At 31.8% G+C, this 20,313-nt stretch carries 13 protein-coding genes; 8 read left to right on the top strand and 5 right to left on the bottom strand.

What is annotated here, in order from left to right; all coding sequences use genetic code 11:
- Positions 1-133: 133 nt before the first annotated feature.
- The gene (locus tag H0I23_RS12230; protein ID WP_216783578.1) at positions 134-1,336 is read right to left on the bottom strand and encodes a Pycsar system effector family protein; all 1,203 of its coding nucleotides are present in this window, start codon (positions 1,334-1,336) and stop codon (positions 134-136) included.
- Positions 1,337-1,392: 56 nt separating this feature from the next.
- Here H0I23_RS12230 and H0I23_RS12225 point away from each other — a divergent pair, with 56 nt between their 5' ends.
- Positions 1,393-5,106, top strand: a complete 3,714-nt coding sequence (locus tag H0I23_RS12225) for a metallophosphoesterase (protein ID WP_216783577.1) — start codon at positions 1,393-1,395, stop codon at positions 5,104-5,106.
- 7 nt (positions 5,107-5,113) lie between these two features.
- Here H0I23_RS12225 and H0I23_RS12220 read toward each other — a convergent pair whose 3' ends face one another.
- The gene (locus tag H0I23_RS12220; protein WP_216783576.1) at positions 5,114-5,965 is read right to left on the bottom strand and encodes a hypothetical protein; all 852 of its coding nucleotides are present in this window, start codon (positions 5,963-5,965) and stop codon (positions 5,114-5,116) included.
- A gap of 222 nt (positions 5,966-6,187) precedes the next feature.
- Between H0I23_RS12220 and H0I23_RS12215 the strand changes: the two genes are divergently transcribed.
- Positions 6,188-7,840, top strand: coding sequence for a solute:sodium symporter family transporter (locus tag H0I23_RS12215; protein WP_216783575.1), 1,653 nt, complete (start codon positions 6,188-6,190; stop codon positions 7,838-7,840).
- Positions 7,841-8,142: 302 nt separating this feature from the next.
- Here the strand turns inward: H0I23_RS12215 and H0I23_RS12210 are convergent, their stop codons facing one another.
- On the bottom strand, positions 8,143-9,471 hold the full coding sequence (locus H0I23_RS12210; protein ID WP_216783574.1) for a vanadium-dependent haloperoxidase: 1,329 nt from the start codon (positions 9,469-9,471) through the stop codon (positions 8,143-8,145).
- A 518-nt stretch (positions 9,472-9,989) separates the two neighbouring features.
- Between H0I23_RS12210 and H0I23_RS12205 the strand changes: the two genes are divergently transcribed.
- From H0I23_RS12205 to H0I23_RS12180, 6 genes are all read left to right on the top strand, one after another.
- On the top strand, positions 9,990-11,012 hold the full coding sequence (locus H0I23_RS12205; RefSeq protein ID WP_216783573.1) for a LacI family DNA-binding transcriptional regulator: 1,023 nt from the start codon (positions 9,990-9,992) through the stop codon (positions 11,010-11,012).
- A gap of 61 nt (positions 11,013-11,073) precedes the next feature.
- On the top strand, positions 11,074-11,727 hold the full coding sequence (pgmB, locus tag H0I23_RS12200; protein WP_216783572.1) for a beta-phosphoglucomutase: 654 nt from the start codon (positions 11,074-11,076) through the stop codon (positions 11,725-11,727).
- A gap of 48 nt (positions 11,728-11,775) precedes the next feature.
- Positions 11,776-14,088: a glycoside hydrolase family 65 protein gene (locus H0I23_RS12195; protein WP_216783571.1), complete on the top strand. Its 2,313-nt coding sequence runs from the start codon at positions 11,776-11,778 to the stop codon at positions 14,086-14,088.
- A 13-nt stretch (positions 14,089-14,101) separates the two neighbouring features.
- Entirely contained in the window at positions 14,102-15,880 is a 1,779-nt protein-coding gene (locus tag H0I23_RS12190; RefSeq protein WP_216783570.1) for an alpha-amylase family protein, read from the top strand.
- Positions 15,881-15,886: 6 nt separating this feature from the next.
- Positions 15,887-16,636 carry a glycerophosphodiester phosphodiesterase family protein gene (locus tag H0I23_RS12185; RefSeq protein ID WP_216783569.1) on the top strand — a complete coding sequence of 250 codons (750 nt, stop codon included), beginning with the start codon at positions 15,887-15,889 and terminating at the stop codon, positions 16,634-16,636.
- Complete coding sequence (locus H0I23_RS12180; protein WP_216783568.1) at positions 16,637-17,920, top strand: NAD(P)/FAD-dependent oxidoreductase; 1,284 nt, start codon at positions 16,637-16,639, stop codon at positions 17,918-17,920. It begins immediately after the preceding gene.
- Here H0I23_RS12180 and H0I23_RS12175 read toward each other — a convergent pair.
- The gene (locus H0I23_RS12175) at positions 17,898-18,629 is read right to left on the bottom strand and encodes an MIP/aquaporin family protein (protein ID WP_216783567.1); all 732 of its coding nucleotides are present in this window, start codon (positions 18,627-18,629) and stop codon (positions 17,898-17,900) included. The two genes, H0I23_RS12180 and H0I23_RS12175, sit on opposite strands and share 23 nt — an antisense overlap.
- A gap of 15 nt (positions 18,630-18,644) precedes the next feature.
- Positions 18,645-20,138, bottom strand: coding sequence for a glycerol kinase GlpK (gene glpK / locus H0I23_RS12170; protein WP_216783566.1), 1,494 nt, complete (start codon positions 20,136-20,138; stop codon positions 18,645-18,647).
- Between the last annotated feature and the right edge of the window lie 175 nt (positions 20,139-20,313).

Below are 20,313 nucleotides of genomic sequence, written 5' to 3'. Positions count from 1 at the left end.
GGATTAAGTTTTGCTTTTTAATAAAAGTAAAGACATTAATTTTATTAAAATAAAGAGGTTTATTAGCGTGTTTAAACAAAAAGCTCAAGAATAATACTTAAGTGTAATATTCTTGAGCTTTTTTTATTTAAAACTAAACAGGTAATTCTATAATTCGTTCAGGTCCATAAAATTTTAATGCTACAAAAAAAGCAATTACAGATAAAACCATACCAATCATGAAAATGGTATAGGTCCAACGCAATAATTTATATTTTTTGTCTAGTACTAGGCCTAAAAAATATAAATCTTTAGTAAGTGAGTTGTAAACATATTCTTGATCTTTTATTAATTCTTGAATTGCCCACTCATAATCTTGCAGTTTCATTTTATGAAAATTACCAAAGAACAAAAGATTAACTTTTTTGTTTTCAACATCTTCCTTAGTAAACTCTCCGCTAGTAACATTTGGTCTTGTAGCCAATACAGACATAATCATTGAGGTGACACTGAAAGTCACAAAAATTATAGCAGGTATAACTAAATAATCATTTGACGGGTTATCTAATTTCGGAATTAGGTTTGATAATATCAAAGAAATTATAATTGCATTTACAGAGAGTAAAATGTTTGCTTTTGTATCTGCAATATCACTTAATTTTAGGTGATTGCGCATGGTAACACGATACATGGTTTGTATACCTCTCTCTGGACTTTTGTTTTTTAGATTAACTTTTAATTCCTCTTTTTTTACTAATTTATTATTTTTCTTCTTCTTTTTCAATAGCCCTTCTAAATTTAAATCTTTTTTAGGCTGCCAATTTTCAATGGCATAATCAGTATAATATCTATGTTGTGTTTGAAATAATTCAATATTTTTATTACGCCATTCTTTTCTAGAATAATTAGCAACATCTAGGTTAGCAAATTCTTCACGTAATAACTCTGAAGTTTCTAAATAACTACTCTGTGAAAAATGAGAGCAATCAGCATCTTTAATAATTTCTTCTAATAAATTTTTAGGTTCAATACCAAAAATAGTAGACATGATTAAATCAGAAACCAATTGAATAAACTGAGGAGTACAGCCTAGATTTTCTAAAAAATTCTTAGCAATTTCAGAACTATTCTCTTCATGATTTTTGGGGCCTTGTGTGTATCCAGTATCATGTAGCCATGCAGCAACCGTAATTGCGACATTTTCTTCGTTTTTAAGATTATAATAATTAAGTAATTCTTTAGTACTTTTAACGACTCTTTGCGTGTGCCTAAGATTATGGTACAAGTAATCAGAATTAAGTTTGCTTGTTAATAATTGAGTAACGTAATCTTCAGTTTTAGAAATTATGTTTTCCATGAATTTATTATTATAGGCATCCAAATTACAAAAATAGAAATTGTTATATTATCGCTATGGGTAAACATTTTAGTCTCATCATATTTCTTTTACTTACAGGGTGCGCAACCTATCATTCTAAATATGAAAATTTAGAAGATTCTAAAGATGCAAAAACGACTAAAGAAATATCACATACACTTTATTTAATAGGTGATGCTGGTTTATCTCCTTTAGGAGGAATGAATCCTGTTTTAAAAAGTTTTAAGAAAAAATTAAATAATGCATCTGAAAATAGTACAGCAATTTTTTTAGGAGATAATATATATCCTGCAGGTTTGCCAGACCCAATAGATTCTACATTGGCATATAGAACAGCAGCCAGCCATTTAAATGCACAAATAAGTACTCTTGAAAATTTTAAAGGGAATAAATTTTTTATACCAGGCAATCATGACTGGTATACTGAGGGACTTGTAGGTTTGGAAAGAGAACAAGATTACATTCAAGAAAAATTAGATAGTGATGACGTTTTTTTTCCAGAAGATGGCTGTCCGATAAATATTATAGAAGTTAATGATGATGTGGTAATTGTTGCTCTCGATACGGAATGGTATATGACAAACTGGGATAAAAGACCAGGGATGAATGATAAATGTGAAATAAAGAGTAGAGAAAAATTTTTCTTAGAAATAGAAGATATTATTAAAGATTATAGAGATAAGACTACTATAATTGCATTACATCATCCTGTTTTTACTTATGGTCCTCATGGCGGGGAAAGTTCTTTAAAACAACAACTGTTTCCTACTAACAGAAATATACCGTTGCCAATTTTAGGTAGTCTTGCAAATCTATTAAGAAAGACAGCAGGGCCATCAATAGCAGATAAACAAAATAAATTATATACAGAATTTACAGACAGAATAACAACCTTAGCTCAATTTTCTGATAAAGTTATTTTTACTTCTGGTCATGAACACACATTACAATATATTGTTGAAAAAGGCTTACCACAAATAGTAAGTGGTTCAGGGTCAAAAAAAGGTGTGTCAAGGTTAATAAATGGAAGTAAGTTTTCTACAGGCGCTATGGGTTATGCTACTTTAGAGATATATAAAGACGGCTCTTCTAAAGTTCGTTTCTTTGGATTAGATAAAGATGGGAGTGAAACATTTTTATACGGTACAGAAGTACTTCCTTCAGAGGTGAAATATAGCCCTGAAGAATATGAAACTAATTTTCCAGCTACAGTAGAAGCATCTGTTTATGAAAAAGAAGAAACAGAAAAATCTAGATTTTTCAAAAAAGTTTGGGGAGAAAGGTACCGAAAATACTATGCAACAAAAGTAAAAGCACCTACCGTTAGAATTGATACATTGTTTGGTGGTTTAAAACCTGTTAAAATGGGTGGAGGACACCAATCTAAATCATTACGACTGCAAGATAAAGATGGCAAAGAATATGTGATGAGAGCACTTAAAAAAAGTGCGGAATTATATTTACAATCTATGTTGTTTCAAGATCAGTATGTATTAGAGGATTTAAAGGATACTTATACGCAAGAAATTCTTGAAGATTTTTATACAGGCTCACATCCATACGGACCTTTTACAGTAGCTACCTTATCAGATGCTGCTAACTTATACCATACCAACCCTGTTTTGTATTATGTTCCGAAACAAGAAGCTTTAAAGGAGTTTAACGCAAATTTTGGAGATGAATTATATATGATTGAAGAGCATGCGGGAGATGGTCATGGAGATTTGAAAAGCTTTGGGTATGCTGATGAGTTAAAGAGTACAGATACAATGCTAGAGGATTTAAGGGATGATGAAAAATATTCTGTAGATACAAGTATGTATATACGTGCCCGATTGTTTGATATGGTTGTTGGCGATTGGGACAGGCATACCGACCAATGGCGTTGGGTTGAGCAAAAAGATAAAAAAACAAAGAAAGTTATATATAAACCATTCCCTAGAGACAGAGATCAAATTTTTTCTAAAATGGGAGATGGAGCTTTAATGAATATCGCAACTCGAGTAGTTAACTCTCTAAAAATTATGGAAGGTTTTACCGAAAAAATAAGAAGTGTAAAAGGTTTTAACTCATCACCTAAAACTTTTGTTTTAGATATGGTTTTGTTCCCAGAAACTACATTTGAGCAATGGCAAAAAGAAGCCTCTTTTTTACAAGAAAACTTAACGCCAGAAGTAATTGATAATGCACTTCAGCATATGCCAGAAGAGGTAAGGGATAAAGTAACACTTGAAGAAATTAAAAGAATAGTTTTAGCTCGGTTATCTACAATAGATCAAACGGCAAGTGAGTACTATTCAGTTTTAAATAGGTACGCAGTTATTGTAGGTACAGATAAAGATGATTGGTTTGAAGTTAATAGAATTAATGAAAATGAAACTCAGGTAAAAGCATATAGAAATATCGGAGATGAAAAGAAAAAGCTATTTTTTGAGAAAACTTTTAATAAAAAGTACACTAAAGAAATTTGGATTTATGGTTTAGATGATGATGATTTATTTGAAGTAAATGGTGAAAATAAAAGTGCAATTTTAGTTCGTTTAATTGGAGGGCAGAATAATGACATTTACGATGTTGAAGCTTCCAAAAAAGTTAGAATTTACGACTACAAAAGTAAAAAAAGCACATTTAAAAATGTAAAAGGTGCTAAAGTTAAATTGTCTGATGATTATGTCTTAAACACGTATCAGCCTTTAAAACCTAGAGTTAATTCTAATTTAATAATACCAACAATAGGTTTTAACCCTGATGATGGTGTTAAAATAGGAATACAAGAAACATATGTTCGTAATAATTTCCGTTTAAATCCATTTACCCAAAAGCACGATTTTAATGCATCATATTTTTTTGCAACAGGCGGTTTTGAAGTAGGGTATAAAGGTGAGTTTGCTCATATTTTTGAAAATTGGAATTTAGAGATAGCAGCAAGAGTAACTACACCAAATTTTTCAACAAACTTTTTTGGTTTTGGTAATGAAACTGAAAACTTGGATGACGATTTAAGTTTAGATTATAATCGTGTAAAATTAGAAACATTGAATTTCGCGCCGTCTTTAGTTTGGAGAGGAAGAATGGGGAGTAAGTTTAGAGCTGGGCTGTCTTATGAAACTATAGAAGTTGAAGAAACGGACGATAGGTTTGTAAATTCATTTTACCAAGCTAATGGAGAAGAGACTAGAAATAGCTTTTTAGGAGCAGATGTAGCTTACGATTATGAGAATAAAGATAATGCAGCTTTTCCAACAATGGGTATGGAAACAGCATTAAACATAGGGTATAAAAAATCAATAACAGCAGGTGGTAACGGTTTTGGTTACGTTATACCTAGTGTAGCATTTAATTACAAGTTAATTTCGAGTGGCAAGCTAGTACTGGCGACAAAATGGAAAGCTCATTTTAATATAGGAAATGATTTCGAATTTTATCAAGGTGCAAGTATTGGTGGAAACGATGGTTTAAGAGGGTTCAGAAATCAAAGATTTACAGGTAAAACTGCATATTATCAAAATACTGATTTGAGATTTAGTTTTAGAAAAAAGAGAACAAGTATTCTACCAACAGCTCTTGGGTTTTTTGGAGGATTCGACTATGGAAAAGTTTGGATATCTGATTTTGACTCAAAAAGATGGCATACGTCTTATGGAGGGGGATTATTTTTAAATACAGCCGACATTTTATCAATAAATGCAGGAGTATTTAATAGTGAAGATGGCTTAAGAGCAACTTTTGGAGTTGGTTTTGGATTTTAATATTTGATTAATTCAATTTATAAGAATAAAGATTTTGACCAGTTTTACCGCGTTCTTCATCAGAAATTAATAAGGTGTTGTTGTCTGAGAAAGAAACAGACTCTAATTGAGTCGTGGCTCCTAATTCTATAGTTTTTAAAGAGCCTTGTGTGAAATTATCAGTAGTAAAATCTGAAAAAACCCATAATAAACCATAGCCTAATAAAACTATTTTCTTTCCGTCCGGAGAAATATCTGCAGATGTAACTTGGCAAATTCCATCTGTATTACAAGGGTTAAATTCGCCGACTAATACAGCTTCATAATTTCCTTTTTTTGCAGGTACTTTGTAAATTAATGCGCGACCCTTAAAAGGTTTTGATCTATCTTTTGTAATAATGAAAATGCTATTATTTTTGTAAAATATAGCTTCAGCATCATAAATTAAATTATCTTTTTTAGGTGGAAATTCTTTTTGCTCAGGGTAATTAAAAGTAATTTTCTCAGCATCAATACTATTGCCACTGTTATTTTCTGGGTTTGGAACTTTATAAATAGTAAGATCTTTACGTTTGTTATTATTATTACCAGTATCGGCAATGTATAAATTTCCTTCAGAATCTTTTGCTAAATCTTCCCAATCATTATTTCCTCCATTTTTAACTTTGATTTCTCTTAAAAGATTTCCATTAAAACCTATTTGATATAAAATATCATCGTTTCCATGGTCTTCAATAAACCAAGCCTTCTCATTTCCATAATACGCAATTCCAGAATTTTCTTTAACAGCTTTAGGTAGTTTGGTGATAAAATTTAATTGCCCATAATTAGAACAGCCAATTAAAAAAATAGCAATAGATACAAACGATAAAAGTTTCATTTTTTACGATTTAAAAAAGTATTCATTTAGATTTTACAAAGCAACGAAATAGCTTTTTTAAAATGGTGAAATTCTTGTTAAATTGATTTTTTGATTTAAGAAAACGTTGTAGTTGTATGGATATCACAAATGATTCTATTAAACTAATAATTATAGGCGTGTAAATTAAATTATGTGTAATTATTCCAATATATTTATAAATTATAATCAAACTAAATAAAAATGTTAGGAATTATTTCATTTGTAGGGTTTACAGCACTTGTGGCAATTATATCCTATTTTGCGACAAGAAATTCAGACGAAACATCTTCAGATGGATACTTTTTGGGAGGTAGAAGTCTAACAGCAGGTGTAATTGCTGGGTCTTTATTATTAACTAATTTATCTACAGAGCAAATTGTAGGTTTAAATGGTAGTGCTTACAAAGATGGTCTATCTGTAATGGCATGGGAAACTTTAGCAGCAATTGCAATGGTAGTTACTGCCATATTTTTATTGCCTAGATATTTAAAAGGTGGACTAACAACAGTACCGCAATTTTTAGCTACACGATTTGATGTTGCTACAAAAACGATAACTTCAGGTTTATTTTTAACAGGGTATGTTGTTGTGTTATTACCTGTGATTTTATATTCAGGTTCTGTTGCAATTAGTGGTATGTTTGATTTTCCTACATTATTAGGTGTTTCAGATAAAACAGCGCTTGTTATATGCATATGGGGTATAGGTGTTATAGGCTCAATATATGCTGTATTTGGGGGGCTAAAAGCCGTTGTTGTTTCAGATTCGATAAACGCAATTGGGTTATTAATTGGAGGGCTTTTAATACCTATTTTCGGTTTAATGGCTATTGGTGATGGAAGTGTTTTTTCAGGATTAGATACATTGATTACTTCAAGTCCAGAACGTTTTGACTCTACAGGTAATGCGGGGCAAGAAGTTCCTTTTTCTACAATTTTTACAGGTATGATGTTGGTGCAATTATTTTACTGGGGGACCAACCAGCAAATCATACAAAGAGCCTTAGGAGCTAAAAATTTAGCAGAGGGTCAAAAAGGTTTATTGTTGGCTTCTTTCTTAAAAATATTGGGTCCATTAATATTAGTACTTCCTGGAATGATAGCATATTATCTTTTTAAAGGTGATTTAGCTTCAAGTGATTTAGCGTACCCTGAATTAGTACGCGCTGTGTTGCCAAAACCGCTTATTGGCTTTTTTGCTGCGGTATTGTTCGGGGCTATTTTAAGTTCGTTTAACAGTGTTTTAAATAGCTCTGTGACTTTGTTTGGTATTGATATATACAAACAACACATAAATAAGAATGCGCCAGAAACTACCGTTGTTAAGTATGGTAAAATTTTTGGAATTTGTTTAGCATTAGCAGCAATGTTTATAGCTCCGTTAATTGCAAATGCAGGTAGTTTGTTTAATTACCTACAAGAAATTAATGGTATTTATAGTATTCCTATTTTTACAATAATAGTAGTGGGATATTTAACGAAAAGAGTTCCGGCAATAGCTGCTAAAATTGGTATTTTCTCTGGTTCAGTTTTATATTGTGTAAGTCAATTTGGGTTAAAGAACTATTTTGTAGATAAGGCATTAGCAGAAGCCAAAACATCTGGTATTGTAGATGAAGCTGCTTTAAACCTGATTGAAGCAGATGCTTACCCACATTATCTTCATATAATGGCAATATTGTTTGTTTTAAACATTGTTATTATGTTGATTATTGGAGCGGTAGCTCCAAGAAAAGAAGCTTATGAATTGAAATATACAGAGCAAGTATCTATAGAACCTTACAAATACGTGAATCAAGTAGGTATTGCTATTTGTGCTATTGTTATTGCTATTTATATTTATTTTGCTAAATAATTTCACATATAAATGTGATGTAAATTGATTACAAAAAAAAAGGGAAACTCTATTTAGAGTTTCCCTTTTTTTATAATTTTTAATCTTCAACTATAGGCATGAAAATTTCGGCTTTCCAATTCAATATATTTCTACCAAAATTAAATAGGCTTATACTGGCCTAAGTCTAATGTTGTATAGTTACTCTTATATTCTGCTTTGAGCATATGCCACTTTTAATTTTTCAGTATTTATAAGCCTTAATAACAAAAGAAATAGAGTCGGTTGTAAAGCTCTATTATATTTTTTCGGAATACTAATATTTATTTTTTTGTATTCATGCTTAGGTTTTCATCTACAAGCTTGCCTATTTTTCGGCCTTGAACTACTCCAACTTCAACAGCCGCACGGTAATGGATGCCTCCGTACATTCTACTAATTGCAGCTTCATCTGCAGCTTGATCAAAAGATTTAAAACTTCTAATTGGTAAGCCAAACAAAACTTCAGTGTCGTCATCGAAAGCAAAGTTTTCTCCAAAAACACTCGTAAGTGCTGTTGATGCTGCTCCTGAAACTACACTGTGGCCGCTCGTATATTCAGGAAACGGAGGAGTTTGTAATACGGGTTTCCAGTTTTCATCAATATATTTATTAATAAGTGTTTCAGGTCTAATTAAATTGCTTCTGTATTTTTCATCCCAGCAACTAATAAAAGCATCAACAATAGCTATTGATGTTTTTGTATAAGCAAAAACAGTTTTATCAAAATCAGCATTTGTTTTTCTACTCGCAATTTTTGTTATCCCTATCCAATGTGCTCCAGGGGTAATTTTCTTTTTAGCAAACATTAAATGTCCTTGAGTAACTGATACGTAAGGATTACAGTCCCAAAACTGTGCAATTGCTATTTCTTCACATGTATCTCCTTTCTGCTCCATTTCTTTACTTACATCGTATACTTCAATCAATTCTTTATAAAATTGAGAATCCTTATCCATCGAAAATGCAGGAGGAGGAACAGGTTTAAATTGACTAGCGGAATCAAGAACAAAAGTTCTAATTTTACTCCAATGAGGTTCAATACCATCCATATAACTTGGTGGTGTTGGCTGCCATCTAGATTCGTCATCAGTGTCTACCGTAAACTTTGGCATAGTCCTCGTTTGCTTGTAATTATCTTTATTCATCCAAACGGCTATATGTTCAGCAACTTTTAGGCCGTATGCTTTTGAGTCATTAAATTCAACATCGTTTTTAGTTTCCCAAACTTGATATAAACTATCTCTTAGTACTTCCATTTTAGCTTCAGAAAAAATTAACCTTTTGCTTAAATCCATATGGGCAATTAAAGCAGACATCTGGTAGTTGATTCCTTGTTTTTCAGCTTTAGGTATTGCTTCTAAATCTTTTATTTGACCAACGAGTGAATTGTAGTCGTTGTTATTTTGTGCGATTATTTCATAAGCAGCAATATTTGGGTAAGCAAAAATTCTGCTGGCAACAGGTGGTGAAAATATATCATGAATCATTATGGTAGTTATTTTATCTACTGATGAATGATATTCTTCTGTAGTTATTACTACAGATTCTTTTTCTTTGCAAGAATTTAAAAAAAGAACTAAAACCACTAATGCCTGTGTTATTATTTTCATATTATTATTTTATAAACTTGAGCTTTTTCGTTATTGAATAAGGTTTTTTATTGTTGTATGTGATTTTTTAATTTCTAATTAATTTTAATGAGAAATTTAACCCAATTTTATTTTTAACGCGATATTTTTAGAGTCTTTTATAAGATCTCTTAAAAAAAACCTAATCTACCATGAAAAGGTTTAATATCAAAAATAATTTCTGGTTACTGATTTTTTTATAACATAAAAAGTCTGTGTGGTACTTTCTTCATATTTTGCGAAAACGGTTTCGTGTTAGTAACTTTGTTGTTTAAGGGTTTTTTAGCTAATGATGCAGTAAATAATGATTATTAATAAAAAGGGTTGAAAAATAACAATATGAAAATTTGTAATGATAATAAAGTGTATTTTTTTTAAGTATAAAGGAATAAAAAACATCTGTTTTTGTTAAATTAAGAAAAAGTTCTTAAGGTTCTTTATTAATGTTTTACATTAACATATTTAAACTGATATCGTAATATTAAAACCATAAATTTCAATTGAAACAGAAAATAACATTAAAACATATAGCCAGAGAATTAGAAGTTTCGATATCAACAGTGTCTAAAGCTTTAAAAAATAGTGAAGAGATAAGTAGAGATACTAAAGAGAAGATACAGGCTTTTGCGAAGTTATATAACTATAAACCCAATAACATAGCAATTAGCCTTAAAAATAAGAAGACTAAGAATATTGGAGTAATAATTCCAGATATTGTACATCATTTTTTTACAACTGTATTTAGGGGCATAGAGAAGTATGCAAATACAAAAGGTTATAATGTAATTGTTTGTGTCTCAGATGAGTCTTTTGATAAAGAGGTTATAAATATGGAAATACTAGCCAATGGCAGTGTTGATGGTTTTATTATGTCGTTATCTTCAGATACACAATTAAATGGTGATTATAATCATTTAATAGAGTTAACAGAACAAGGTATTCCTTTAGTTTTATTTGATAGGGTGACAGATAAAGTTGCTTGTGATAAAGTTTTAATAAATGATAAGGATGGTGCTTTTAGAGCAACTAAAAAGTTAATAGAAGACGGTAGAAAAAGAATTGCTTTGGTTGCTACTGAAGATTATTTGAGTGTGAGTAAGAATAGGGCAGATGGTTATTTTCAGGCATTAAAAGAACATGATTTAGAAATTGATGAAAGTTTAATTCTTAAATTACCTTCAATGAACAGCGTAGAAGGTAAAGAAATGGAAGATTTTTTACACAATCAAAAAGTAGATGCTGTCTTATGTGTGAATGAAATTTATGCAATACACGGTATGCGATTAGCTCAGAAAATGGGTTTAAAAATACCAGAAGACATCGCTTTTATTGGTTTTACAGATGGTATTCTGTCTAAGTTTTCTAACCCAACATTAACATCAGTAGCGCAACATGGAGACCAAATGGGAGAAGTTGCTGCAAAAATGTTGATTGAAAAAATAGAAAGTGATAAAGAAGTAGAAACGTACAGAACAGAAGTGTTGGAGCCAACAATAATAGAACGAGAGTCAACAAATAACTAATTTTAATACAGTCTCTTTTTGTTTTTTAGTTGTCAGTTCTTAGAATTGTAAAATAATAAAAATGAATAGTACAGGGTTTATATTTGATTTAGATGGGGTAATAGTTGATACTGCTAAATACCATTATTTGGCGTGGAAAAAATTAGCTAACGAATTAGGTTTTGAATTCACTAAAGAACAAAATGAACTTTTTAAAGGAGTAAGTAGAAAGCGTTGTTTAGAAATTTTATTAGATATAGGTAATATTACAGCTACCCAAGAGCAATTTGATACTTGGATGGTTGAAAAAAATATTGATTACTTAGCCTATATTGAAAAAATGGATGCTTCAGAAATTTTACCTGATGTTCCGAAAATTTTACAATTTTTAAAAGATAAAAACATTCCAATTGCTTTAGGCTCTGCGAGCAAAAATGCAAAGCCAATATTAGAAAAAGTTAATTTATTACATTATTTCGATGCTATTGTTGATGGTAATAATGTAACAAAAGCAAAGCCAGACCCTGAAGTATTTTTAATAGCAGCTAAGCAATTAGGTATTTCTGCAAATAACTGTGTGGTTTTTGAAGATGCAAAAGCAGGTATTCAAGCTGCGAATGCAGCAAATATGGTTAGTATAGGTATTGGTGACTCTTCAATTTTAACAGCAGCAAAATACAATTTCAAAAATTTCACGGAGATAGATTTTAGTTTTTTGAAAACACTTTTATCTTAAAAATAAGAATCTTTTCTATCTTAAATATTCCTAAATCAATTTAAAATAATGAATCAAGATTATATCAAAGAAAACCCATGGTCTATAATCGAAGAAGGTTTTGACTCTGAAAACGTTAAGTCTTCTGAAAGTTTATTTAGTATAGGAAATGGAGCAATGGGGCAACGTGCTAATTTCGAAGAAACATATAGTGGCAATACTTTTCAAGGTAGTTATATAGCAGGTGTATATTACCCTGATAAAACTCGTGTTGGTTGGTGGAAAAATGGATATCCCGAGTATTTTGCTAAAGTTTTAAATGCACCGAGCTGGATTGGGATTAAGATACAGATAAGTGGAGAAGTTTTAGATTTAAACACCTGTAAATCAATTTCTAATTATAAACGAGAATTGAATATGAAAGAGGGTTGGTATCAACGTTCTTTTAATACAATTTTACAAAATGATATTGAAATACAAGTAAAAGCTACGCGATTTTTGAGTTTAAATATTAATGAGATTGGAGCCATTAAATATCAAGTAATTCTTGTAAATGCGGATGCAGAAATACTTTTTGAGCCCTTTTTAGATAGTAGTATTCAGAATGAAGATAGCAACTGGGATGATAAATTCTGGAATACAACTTCAATTTCATCAGATGGTAATCAAGCATTCATTGAAGCTCATACCATGAAAACCGAATTTGCGACATGTACGTTTATGCAATCGCAGGTGTTGTATAACAATAAAATTTTAGATAAAAACCCTTCAGAGGTAAAAGAAGAATTAGTAATAAAACATCAATATACTCAAAAAGTAAAAAAGGGAGAAACCATTGCACTTTATAAATTTGGAGGTTATACTGTTGATAGAAATCATGATAAAGGAGATTTACTAAAAGCAGCTAAAACAGTTTTGAAAAAAACGACAGATTTAGGTTTTGATGCTTTACTTGAAAAGCAAAAATTAGCTTGGGCTAAAATTTGGGAAATGAGTGATATTACAATTGATGGTGATGTAAAAGCTCAACAAGGTATTCGCTTTAATATCTTTCAATTAAATCAAACATATTTAGGTACAGATTCACGTTTAAATATAGGGCCAAAAGGTTTTACTGGTGAAAAATACGGAGGTAGTACTTATTGGGATACTGAAGCATACTGTATACCATTTTACATGGCAACTAAAGATAGAAATGTTGCTCGTAACCTTTTAGAGTATAGATATAATCATTTAGAGAAAGCAATTGAGAATGCTCAAAAATTAGGTTTTTCTAACGGGGCAGCATTGTACCCAATGGTAACCATGAACGGAGAAGAATGCCATAACGAATGGGAAATTACTTTTGAAGAAATTCATAGAAATGGAGCAATAGCTTTTGCGATTTATAATTACTATCGTTACACAGGTGATTATACATACATCCCAGAAATGGGTCTTGAGGTTTTAATTGGTATTTCACGATTTTGGCATCAAAGAGCTACATTTTCAACCCAAAAGGATAAATATGTAATATTAGGAGTAACTGGCCCTAATGAATATGAGAATAATGTAAATAATAATTGGTATACTAATTACTTAGCTAAATGGTGTATTAACTATACTTTAGAGGAGCTTGATAAGGTAAAAGATGGCTATTCTGAAGATTATGATAGAATTGTAGGTGCTGCTAAACTTTCAGACATTGAAACCGATGATTGGAAAAAAGTAGCAGACGGTATGTATTTTCCATATTCAAAAGAGCATGATGTGTTTTTACAGCAAGATGGTTTTTTAGATAAAGAATTAATAACCGTAGCAGATCTTCCTAAGTTAGATAGGCCTATAAATCAAAAATGGAGTTGGGACCGTATTTTAAGATCACCATATATAAAACAGGCAGATACTTTACAGGGTTTTTATCTTTTTGAAGATCATTTTAGTATTGATGAGCTTGAAAAACATTTTGATTTTTATGAGCCATTTACAGTTCATGAATCTTCATTATCACCATGTGTGCATAGTATTCAAGCAGCAAAGTTAAATAGAATGGAACAAGCGTATGAATTCTATTTACGAACATCAAGGTTAGATTTAGATGATTATAATAAAGAAGTAGAGGAAGGACTTCATATAACATCAATGGCAGGCACTTGGATGAGTATTGTTGAAGGTTTTGGGGGTATGCGTATTGTAGATGATAAGTTATCTTTTACACCTAAAATTCCAAAACAATGGAGTGCATATTCGTTTAAAATTAACTTTAGAGATAGAATTTTAAAAGTTATTGTTTCTCAAAACGAAACTAAATTTGAGTTAGAAGGTAAAGACGAAACTTCTATACGTGTACATGGTAAGCGCGTTGTAATCTCACCGAACAATACAGTTTCTATTTCTAATTAGAATATAAAGTAAAATGAAAAAGAAAGAAGTTGTTTATCAAGTTTTTACTCGTTTATTCGGCAATACGAATACTACAAATAAACCATGGGGAACTATAGAAGAAAACGGTGTTGGTAAATTTTCAGATTTTTCAGCAAAAGCACTTCAAGAAATTAAAAATTTAGGAGTTACACATATTTGGTACACAGGTGTTCCACACCATGATGTAATTCGAGATTATACGCAATTCGGAATTTCGAATGACGATCCTGCAATAGTAAAAGGTAGAGCAGGTTCTCCGTATGCAGTAAAAGATTACTACAATGTAAACCCTGATTTAGCTGATAAGCCAGAAAAAAGATTAGAAGAGTTTAAAAGCTTAATTAAAAGATCTCATAAAGCAGGTTTAAAAGTTATTATAGATATAGTGCCTAACCATGTGGCGCGTAATTATGAAGGTAAATCTACACCGAAAGGTTCAGAACCTTTCGGTTTTTCTGATGATTCATTGGTTGAATACAAAAGAGATAACAATTTTTACTACGTTCCTAATGAAGAATTCAAAATTCCAGAATGGCGAGATGGTTATCAGCCATTAGGAGGAGAAGATTATTCATTGCCAGAAGGGAAATATGTTGAAAACCCTGCACGTTGGACGGGGAATGGATCACGTTTAGCACAACCAGATTTTAATGATTGGTATGAGACGGTGAAAATAAATTATGGTGTTAGGCCAGATGGTTCCTATGATTTTGATAGGCTGCCTGATGATTATGATATCAGAGATTATAAAGATCATTATAAATTTTGGTCAGATAAAAATGTGCCTAGCTCTTGGGTGAAATTTAAAGATATTGCTCTTTATTGGTTGAAATTAGGGGTTGATGGTTTTCGGTATGATATGGCAGAAATGGTTCCTGTTGAATTTTGGAGCTACATGAATTCTAATATCAAAATGAAAAATTCAGAAACTTTTATACTTGCTGAGGTGTATAACCCTGGTTTATATAGAGAGTACATTCATAAGGGTAAAATGGATTATTTGTATGACAAAGTAGAGTTGTATGATAGTTTAAAACCAATAATGGAAGGTCATGGCTGGGCAGATCATATTGAAACGGTACAGCGAGGCATGAAAGATATTGAGCATAACATGCTTCATTTTTTAGAAAATCATGACGAGCACCGTATAGCAAGTCCTGAATTTGCAGGAAATGCTAAAATAGCAATGCCTGCAATGGTAATTTCTGCAACGATTAGTACATCGCCAACAATGATTTACTTTGGGCAAGAACTAGGTGAGCCAGCAGCAGAAAAAGCTGGTTTTGGTAGTCCAAGTCGCACTTCTATTTTTGATTATATAGGTGTGCCTACCCTACAGCGATGGGTAAATAATAAAAAATTCGACGGAGGCCAGTCTACAGGCCAAGAAAAGGCTTTGAGAGATTTTTATAAGCGTTTATTAAATTTTACTATTCAAAGTGATGCTTTAATGGGCGAATATCAAGAAATCCACTATTACAATAAAGATCATACTGAAAATTACGATCATAGGGTGTTTTCTTTTTGTAGATGGTCAAGTGATGAGAGGCTTATCATATTAAGTAATTTTGATAGATCGAAAGAATATCAATTAGATATAAAGGTACCTCAAGAAATGGTGGAAAAATGGAACCTAGAAGAAGGAACATATCTTTTGGAAGATCAATTGTATGGAGAAGAAAATCCTAAACTGTATATTGATGCTAACGGAATTGGTCATTTTTCAATTCACTTACATACATTAGAATCATTTATATTTAAGTTAAAATAAATTAAGATGAAAGAATTACTGTTTGTTTTAATTTTAACGACAACATTTTCATGTATGCAGAAAGAAGAAAAGTTTTTAGTTATTGGTCATAGAGGTGCTATGGGGCACGAAACTGAAAATACAATCACATCTATTAAAAAGGCATTAGTATTAAATGTTGATATGATTGAGATTGATGTTTTTAAAATTTCTAGTGGTGAGATTGTCGTTTTTCATGATGATACTGTTGAAAGGTTAACAAACGGAATAGGTAACATTGAAGATTATTCGTTTGAAGAATTGAATAAATTAGTTGTAACTGGCAATCACAAAATTCCATTATTAACAGAAGTTATTGATGTTATAGATAGAAGAGTACCTTTGAATATAGAGTTAAAAGGGGCGGGGACAGCGAAAGATGTAAATGCTATTATTCGAAAATATATTGAGGAAAAGGGATGGAAATTAAATGATTTTCTAATTTCAAGTTTCAATTGGGATGAGTTAAAAGTAATGCGCAAGGCAAATAATAAAATAGGTATAGCTGTTCTAATTGAAGATGAAAACCCATTAAATGCTATTCCACTAGCAAAAGAATTGCACGCTGTAGCAATAAATCCAGATTATGAAAAATTGAATTTAGAGATAGCAAATACAATAAGAGAAGCTGGTTTTAAAATATTTCCTTGGACAGTAAATGAGCCTCAAGCAATATTAAAAATGAAAAGAATTGCGGTAGATGGTGTTTTTACGAACTACCCAGAAAGAATTAAATAAATGTTTGATGTACTTATTGTTGGTGGCGGTGCTGCTGGTTTTTACGCTGCAATTCATATCGCAGAAGCTAACCCTAATTTAAAAATTGCTATTCTTGAACGAGGAAAAGAAGTTTTAACGAAAGTTAAGGTTTCTGGCGGTGGACGCTGTAATGTAACTCACGCGGAATTTGACCCTAATGAATTGGTGAAAAATTATCCGAGAGGAAAAAAAGAATTGAGAGGGCCATTTCATACCTATTGTAGTGGTGATACTATTGGGTTTTTTGAAAAAAGAGGTATAGCTTTAAAAATTGAGGAAGATGGTAGAATGTTTCCTGAAAGCAATACATCACAAACTATTATCGATTGTTTTACAAGAGAAGTTGAGCATTTGGGAATAAAGGTTCTTAGAAATAGCTCTGTTGTAGATATTCAGAAAATAGAAGAAAATTCAATTGATAGTTGGATGGTGGAATCTATTCAGAAAAAATATTATGCTAAAAAACTTCTTGTAGCTACAGGTAGTAATCCTAAAATATGGAAGCTGCTAAAAAAATTAGGGCATTCAATAGTGCCACCAGTTCCTTCGTTATTTACATTTAATATTAAAGATGAGCGTATAACTAATATACCGGGTGTTGCTACACATGCAGTTGTTGAGGTTTTGGCTAAAAGCATAGGTAGTAAAGAGATTACTATTAATTTAAAGAGTAAACCCGCATCAAAAACAATATTAGAATCTGAAGGGCCTCTTTTAATTACACATTGGGGAATGAGCGGACCTGCAATCTTAAAACTATCTGCTTGGGGAGCTCGCGAATTGAGTGATTGGAATTATAAGTTTAAAATAAGAGTTAATTGGTTGCCAGATTATCATGAAGATGGGTTGTTGCAACTTTTATTTCAAATAAAAGAAGTAGAAAGTAAAAAAACTGTTTTGAGAACGAATGCTGTAGCTATACCAAAACGATTATGGATAAATTTAGTAAAAGCATCCGATATTTCAGATGCTCTGAAATGGGCAGATGTCACTAAAATTCAACTTCAAAAATTAGCTAAAGAAATTACTGCAGGAGAATATACTGTAGATGGCAAGAGCACTTTTAAAGAGGAATTTGTGACAGCAGGAGGAGTTGACCTAAAAGAGGTGAATTTTAAAACCTATGAAAGTAAAATTGTTACTGATTTGTTTTTTGCGGGCGAAGTTATAAATGTAGATGCCATTACTGGGGGTTTTAATTTTCAAAATGCATGGACAGGGGCTTACATTGCGGCTAAGGCTATTGCGAAAGTAACAAGCTAAGTGCGCCAGCTAAACAAGCACCTATAATAGGTCCTACAACAGGTATCCAAGAATATTTCCAGTCGCTAGAAGCCTTGTTTTTAATAGGTAAAATAGCATGCATTATTCTTGGGCCTAAATCTCTTGCGGGGTTAATAGCGTAACCAGTAGTACCTCCTAACGCTAAACCAATTACCCAAACCAAAAGGGCAACAGGTAGAGCTCCTAAAGATCCTAACCCAATAATAGTTTCTGGCTCGGATAAAGTAGCATCTGTAAAATAAAGCACAACAAACACTAAAACAAAAGTGCCTATAATTTCACTAATTAAATTAGATGAGGTTTTTCTAATAGCAGGAGAAGTACAAAAAACTGCTTTTTTTATTTCACCATCTTCTGTAGCTTTAAAGTGATCGATATATATTAAAAAAGCAACTGAAATACCCAACATAGCACCAATAAATTGCCCAATAATATAGCTTGGTACATCTGACCAGGGGAATTTTCCGGCAACAGCTAACCCGATACTAACAGCAGGATTCAAATGAGCTCCACTATATGGGCCGGCAACTACGACAGCAACATAAACGGCAAGCCCCCAAGCAGTGGTAATTACCATCCAACCAGGGTCTGTCGATTTTGTTTTTTCTAAAACAACATTTGCGACAACGCCTCCGCCGAGTAAGATCAGAAAAAAAGTGCCAATAATTTCGGCTATAAATGGTGTCATTTAATAGTAATTAGTTTAATTATTTGACCAAAACTCTAAAGCTTTAATGGCTCTATACCAGCCTTTTTTGCCTTCTTCTATCTTTTTTCTTTCGGTTGTAGGTTTAAAATGAACATCAGTTTGCCAAATTTCTTGAATTTCATCCATATTTTTCCAATATCCAACTGCTAAACCTGCTAAATAAGCGGCCCCCATTACAGTAGTTTCAACAACTTTAGGTCTAACTGTTTCTGTATTCAATACATCAGCCTGAAATTGCATAAGCATATCGTTTACGGTAACTCCACCATCTACTCTAAGCTCTTTTATAGGAATTCCAGAATCTGCTTCCATTGCTTTTAAAATATCCATAGTTTGGTAAGCAATAGATTCTAAAGATGCTCTTGCTATATGGGCATCTGTACTTCCTCTTGTAAGTCCAAAAATAGTTCCTTGTGCTTTTTGGTTCCAATGTGGTGCACCTAAACCAGCAAAAGCAGGAACAATATATACTCCTTCAGAATCTTCAACAGAATCGGCTAATTTTTCTATGTCAGTAGCTTTTTTAATAATTTTTAAACCATCTCTAAGCCATTGTACAACTGCACCTGCTATAAACACACTGCCTTCTAATGCGTAATGTGTTTTTCCATTTATTTTCCATGCTATAGTCGTTAGCAAATTATTTTCGGATACAATTGGTTTCTCTCCAATGTTCATTAGCATAAAACAACCAGTACCATATGTGTTTTTTACCATTCCTTTTTTTGTGCACATTTGCCCAAAAAGTGCTGATTGTTGATCTCCGGCAATACCAGAAATTGGAATTTTTACAGCAAAGAAATTGGGACTTGTATACCCATATACTTCACTAGATTGCTTTACCTCTGGGAGCATGCTTTTTGGAATGGTCATTAATTCTAAAAGTTCATCATCCCATTCTAGAGTATTTATATTAAAAATTAAAGTTCTAGATGCATTGGTAACGTCGGTAATGTGAAGTTCTCCTTTGGTCATATTCCAAATTAACCAACTATCTATAGTTCCCATAATTAAGTCTCCAGATTCAGCTCTTTCCCTAGCACCTTTAACATTATCTAGTATCCATTTTACTTTAGTAGCAGAAAAATAAGAATCAATTACAAGACCTGTTTTTTCTCTAATTATTTTCTCTTTTCCTTGCTTTTTTAACTCATCACAAAAATCAGATGTTCTTTTATCTTGCCAAACAATAGCATTATAAACAGGTTTGCCAGTATGCTTATCCCAAACAACAACAGTTTCTCTTTGGTTTGTTATACCTATGGATGCTATGTTTGTTCCATTTAAACCTTTTTTAGTAGTGGCTTCAGCAGCCATACCTGCTTGCGAAGACCATATTTCAATAGGGTCATGTTCAACCCAACCAGGTTTTGGAAAATATTGTGTAAACTCTTTTTGAGCGGTAGAAATAATAGTTCCTTTTTTATCAAAAATAACAGCTCTACAGCTTGTAGTTCCTTGGTCTAAAGCTAAAATATATTGTTCCATAAAACAGATGTTAACTTAAATGCTATGTTAATATAATAAATAAAGGCCAAGAAATTAAGAATTAATCAAAACAAGGGTGGTATTTTTAAAAATTTTAATGTTTTAAATTCAATAAAATGAATAGTTATGTTTTGTTATTGAGGGGTATAAATGTATCTGGGCAAAAAAAAGTTTT

This window comes from Cellulophaga sp. HaHaR_3_176 (assembly GCF_019021925.1).
In the GTDB taxonomy this organism is placed as follows: domain Bacteria; phylum Bacteroidota; class Bacteroidia; order Flavobacteriales; family Flavobacteriaceae; genus Cellulophaga.
Note: the sequence above shows the minus strand (reverse complement) of the source record. Positions and strands in the feature narration are given on the sequence as shown.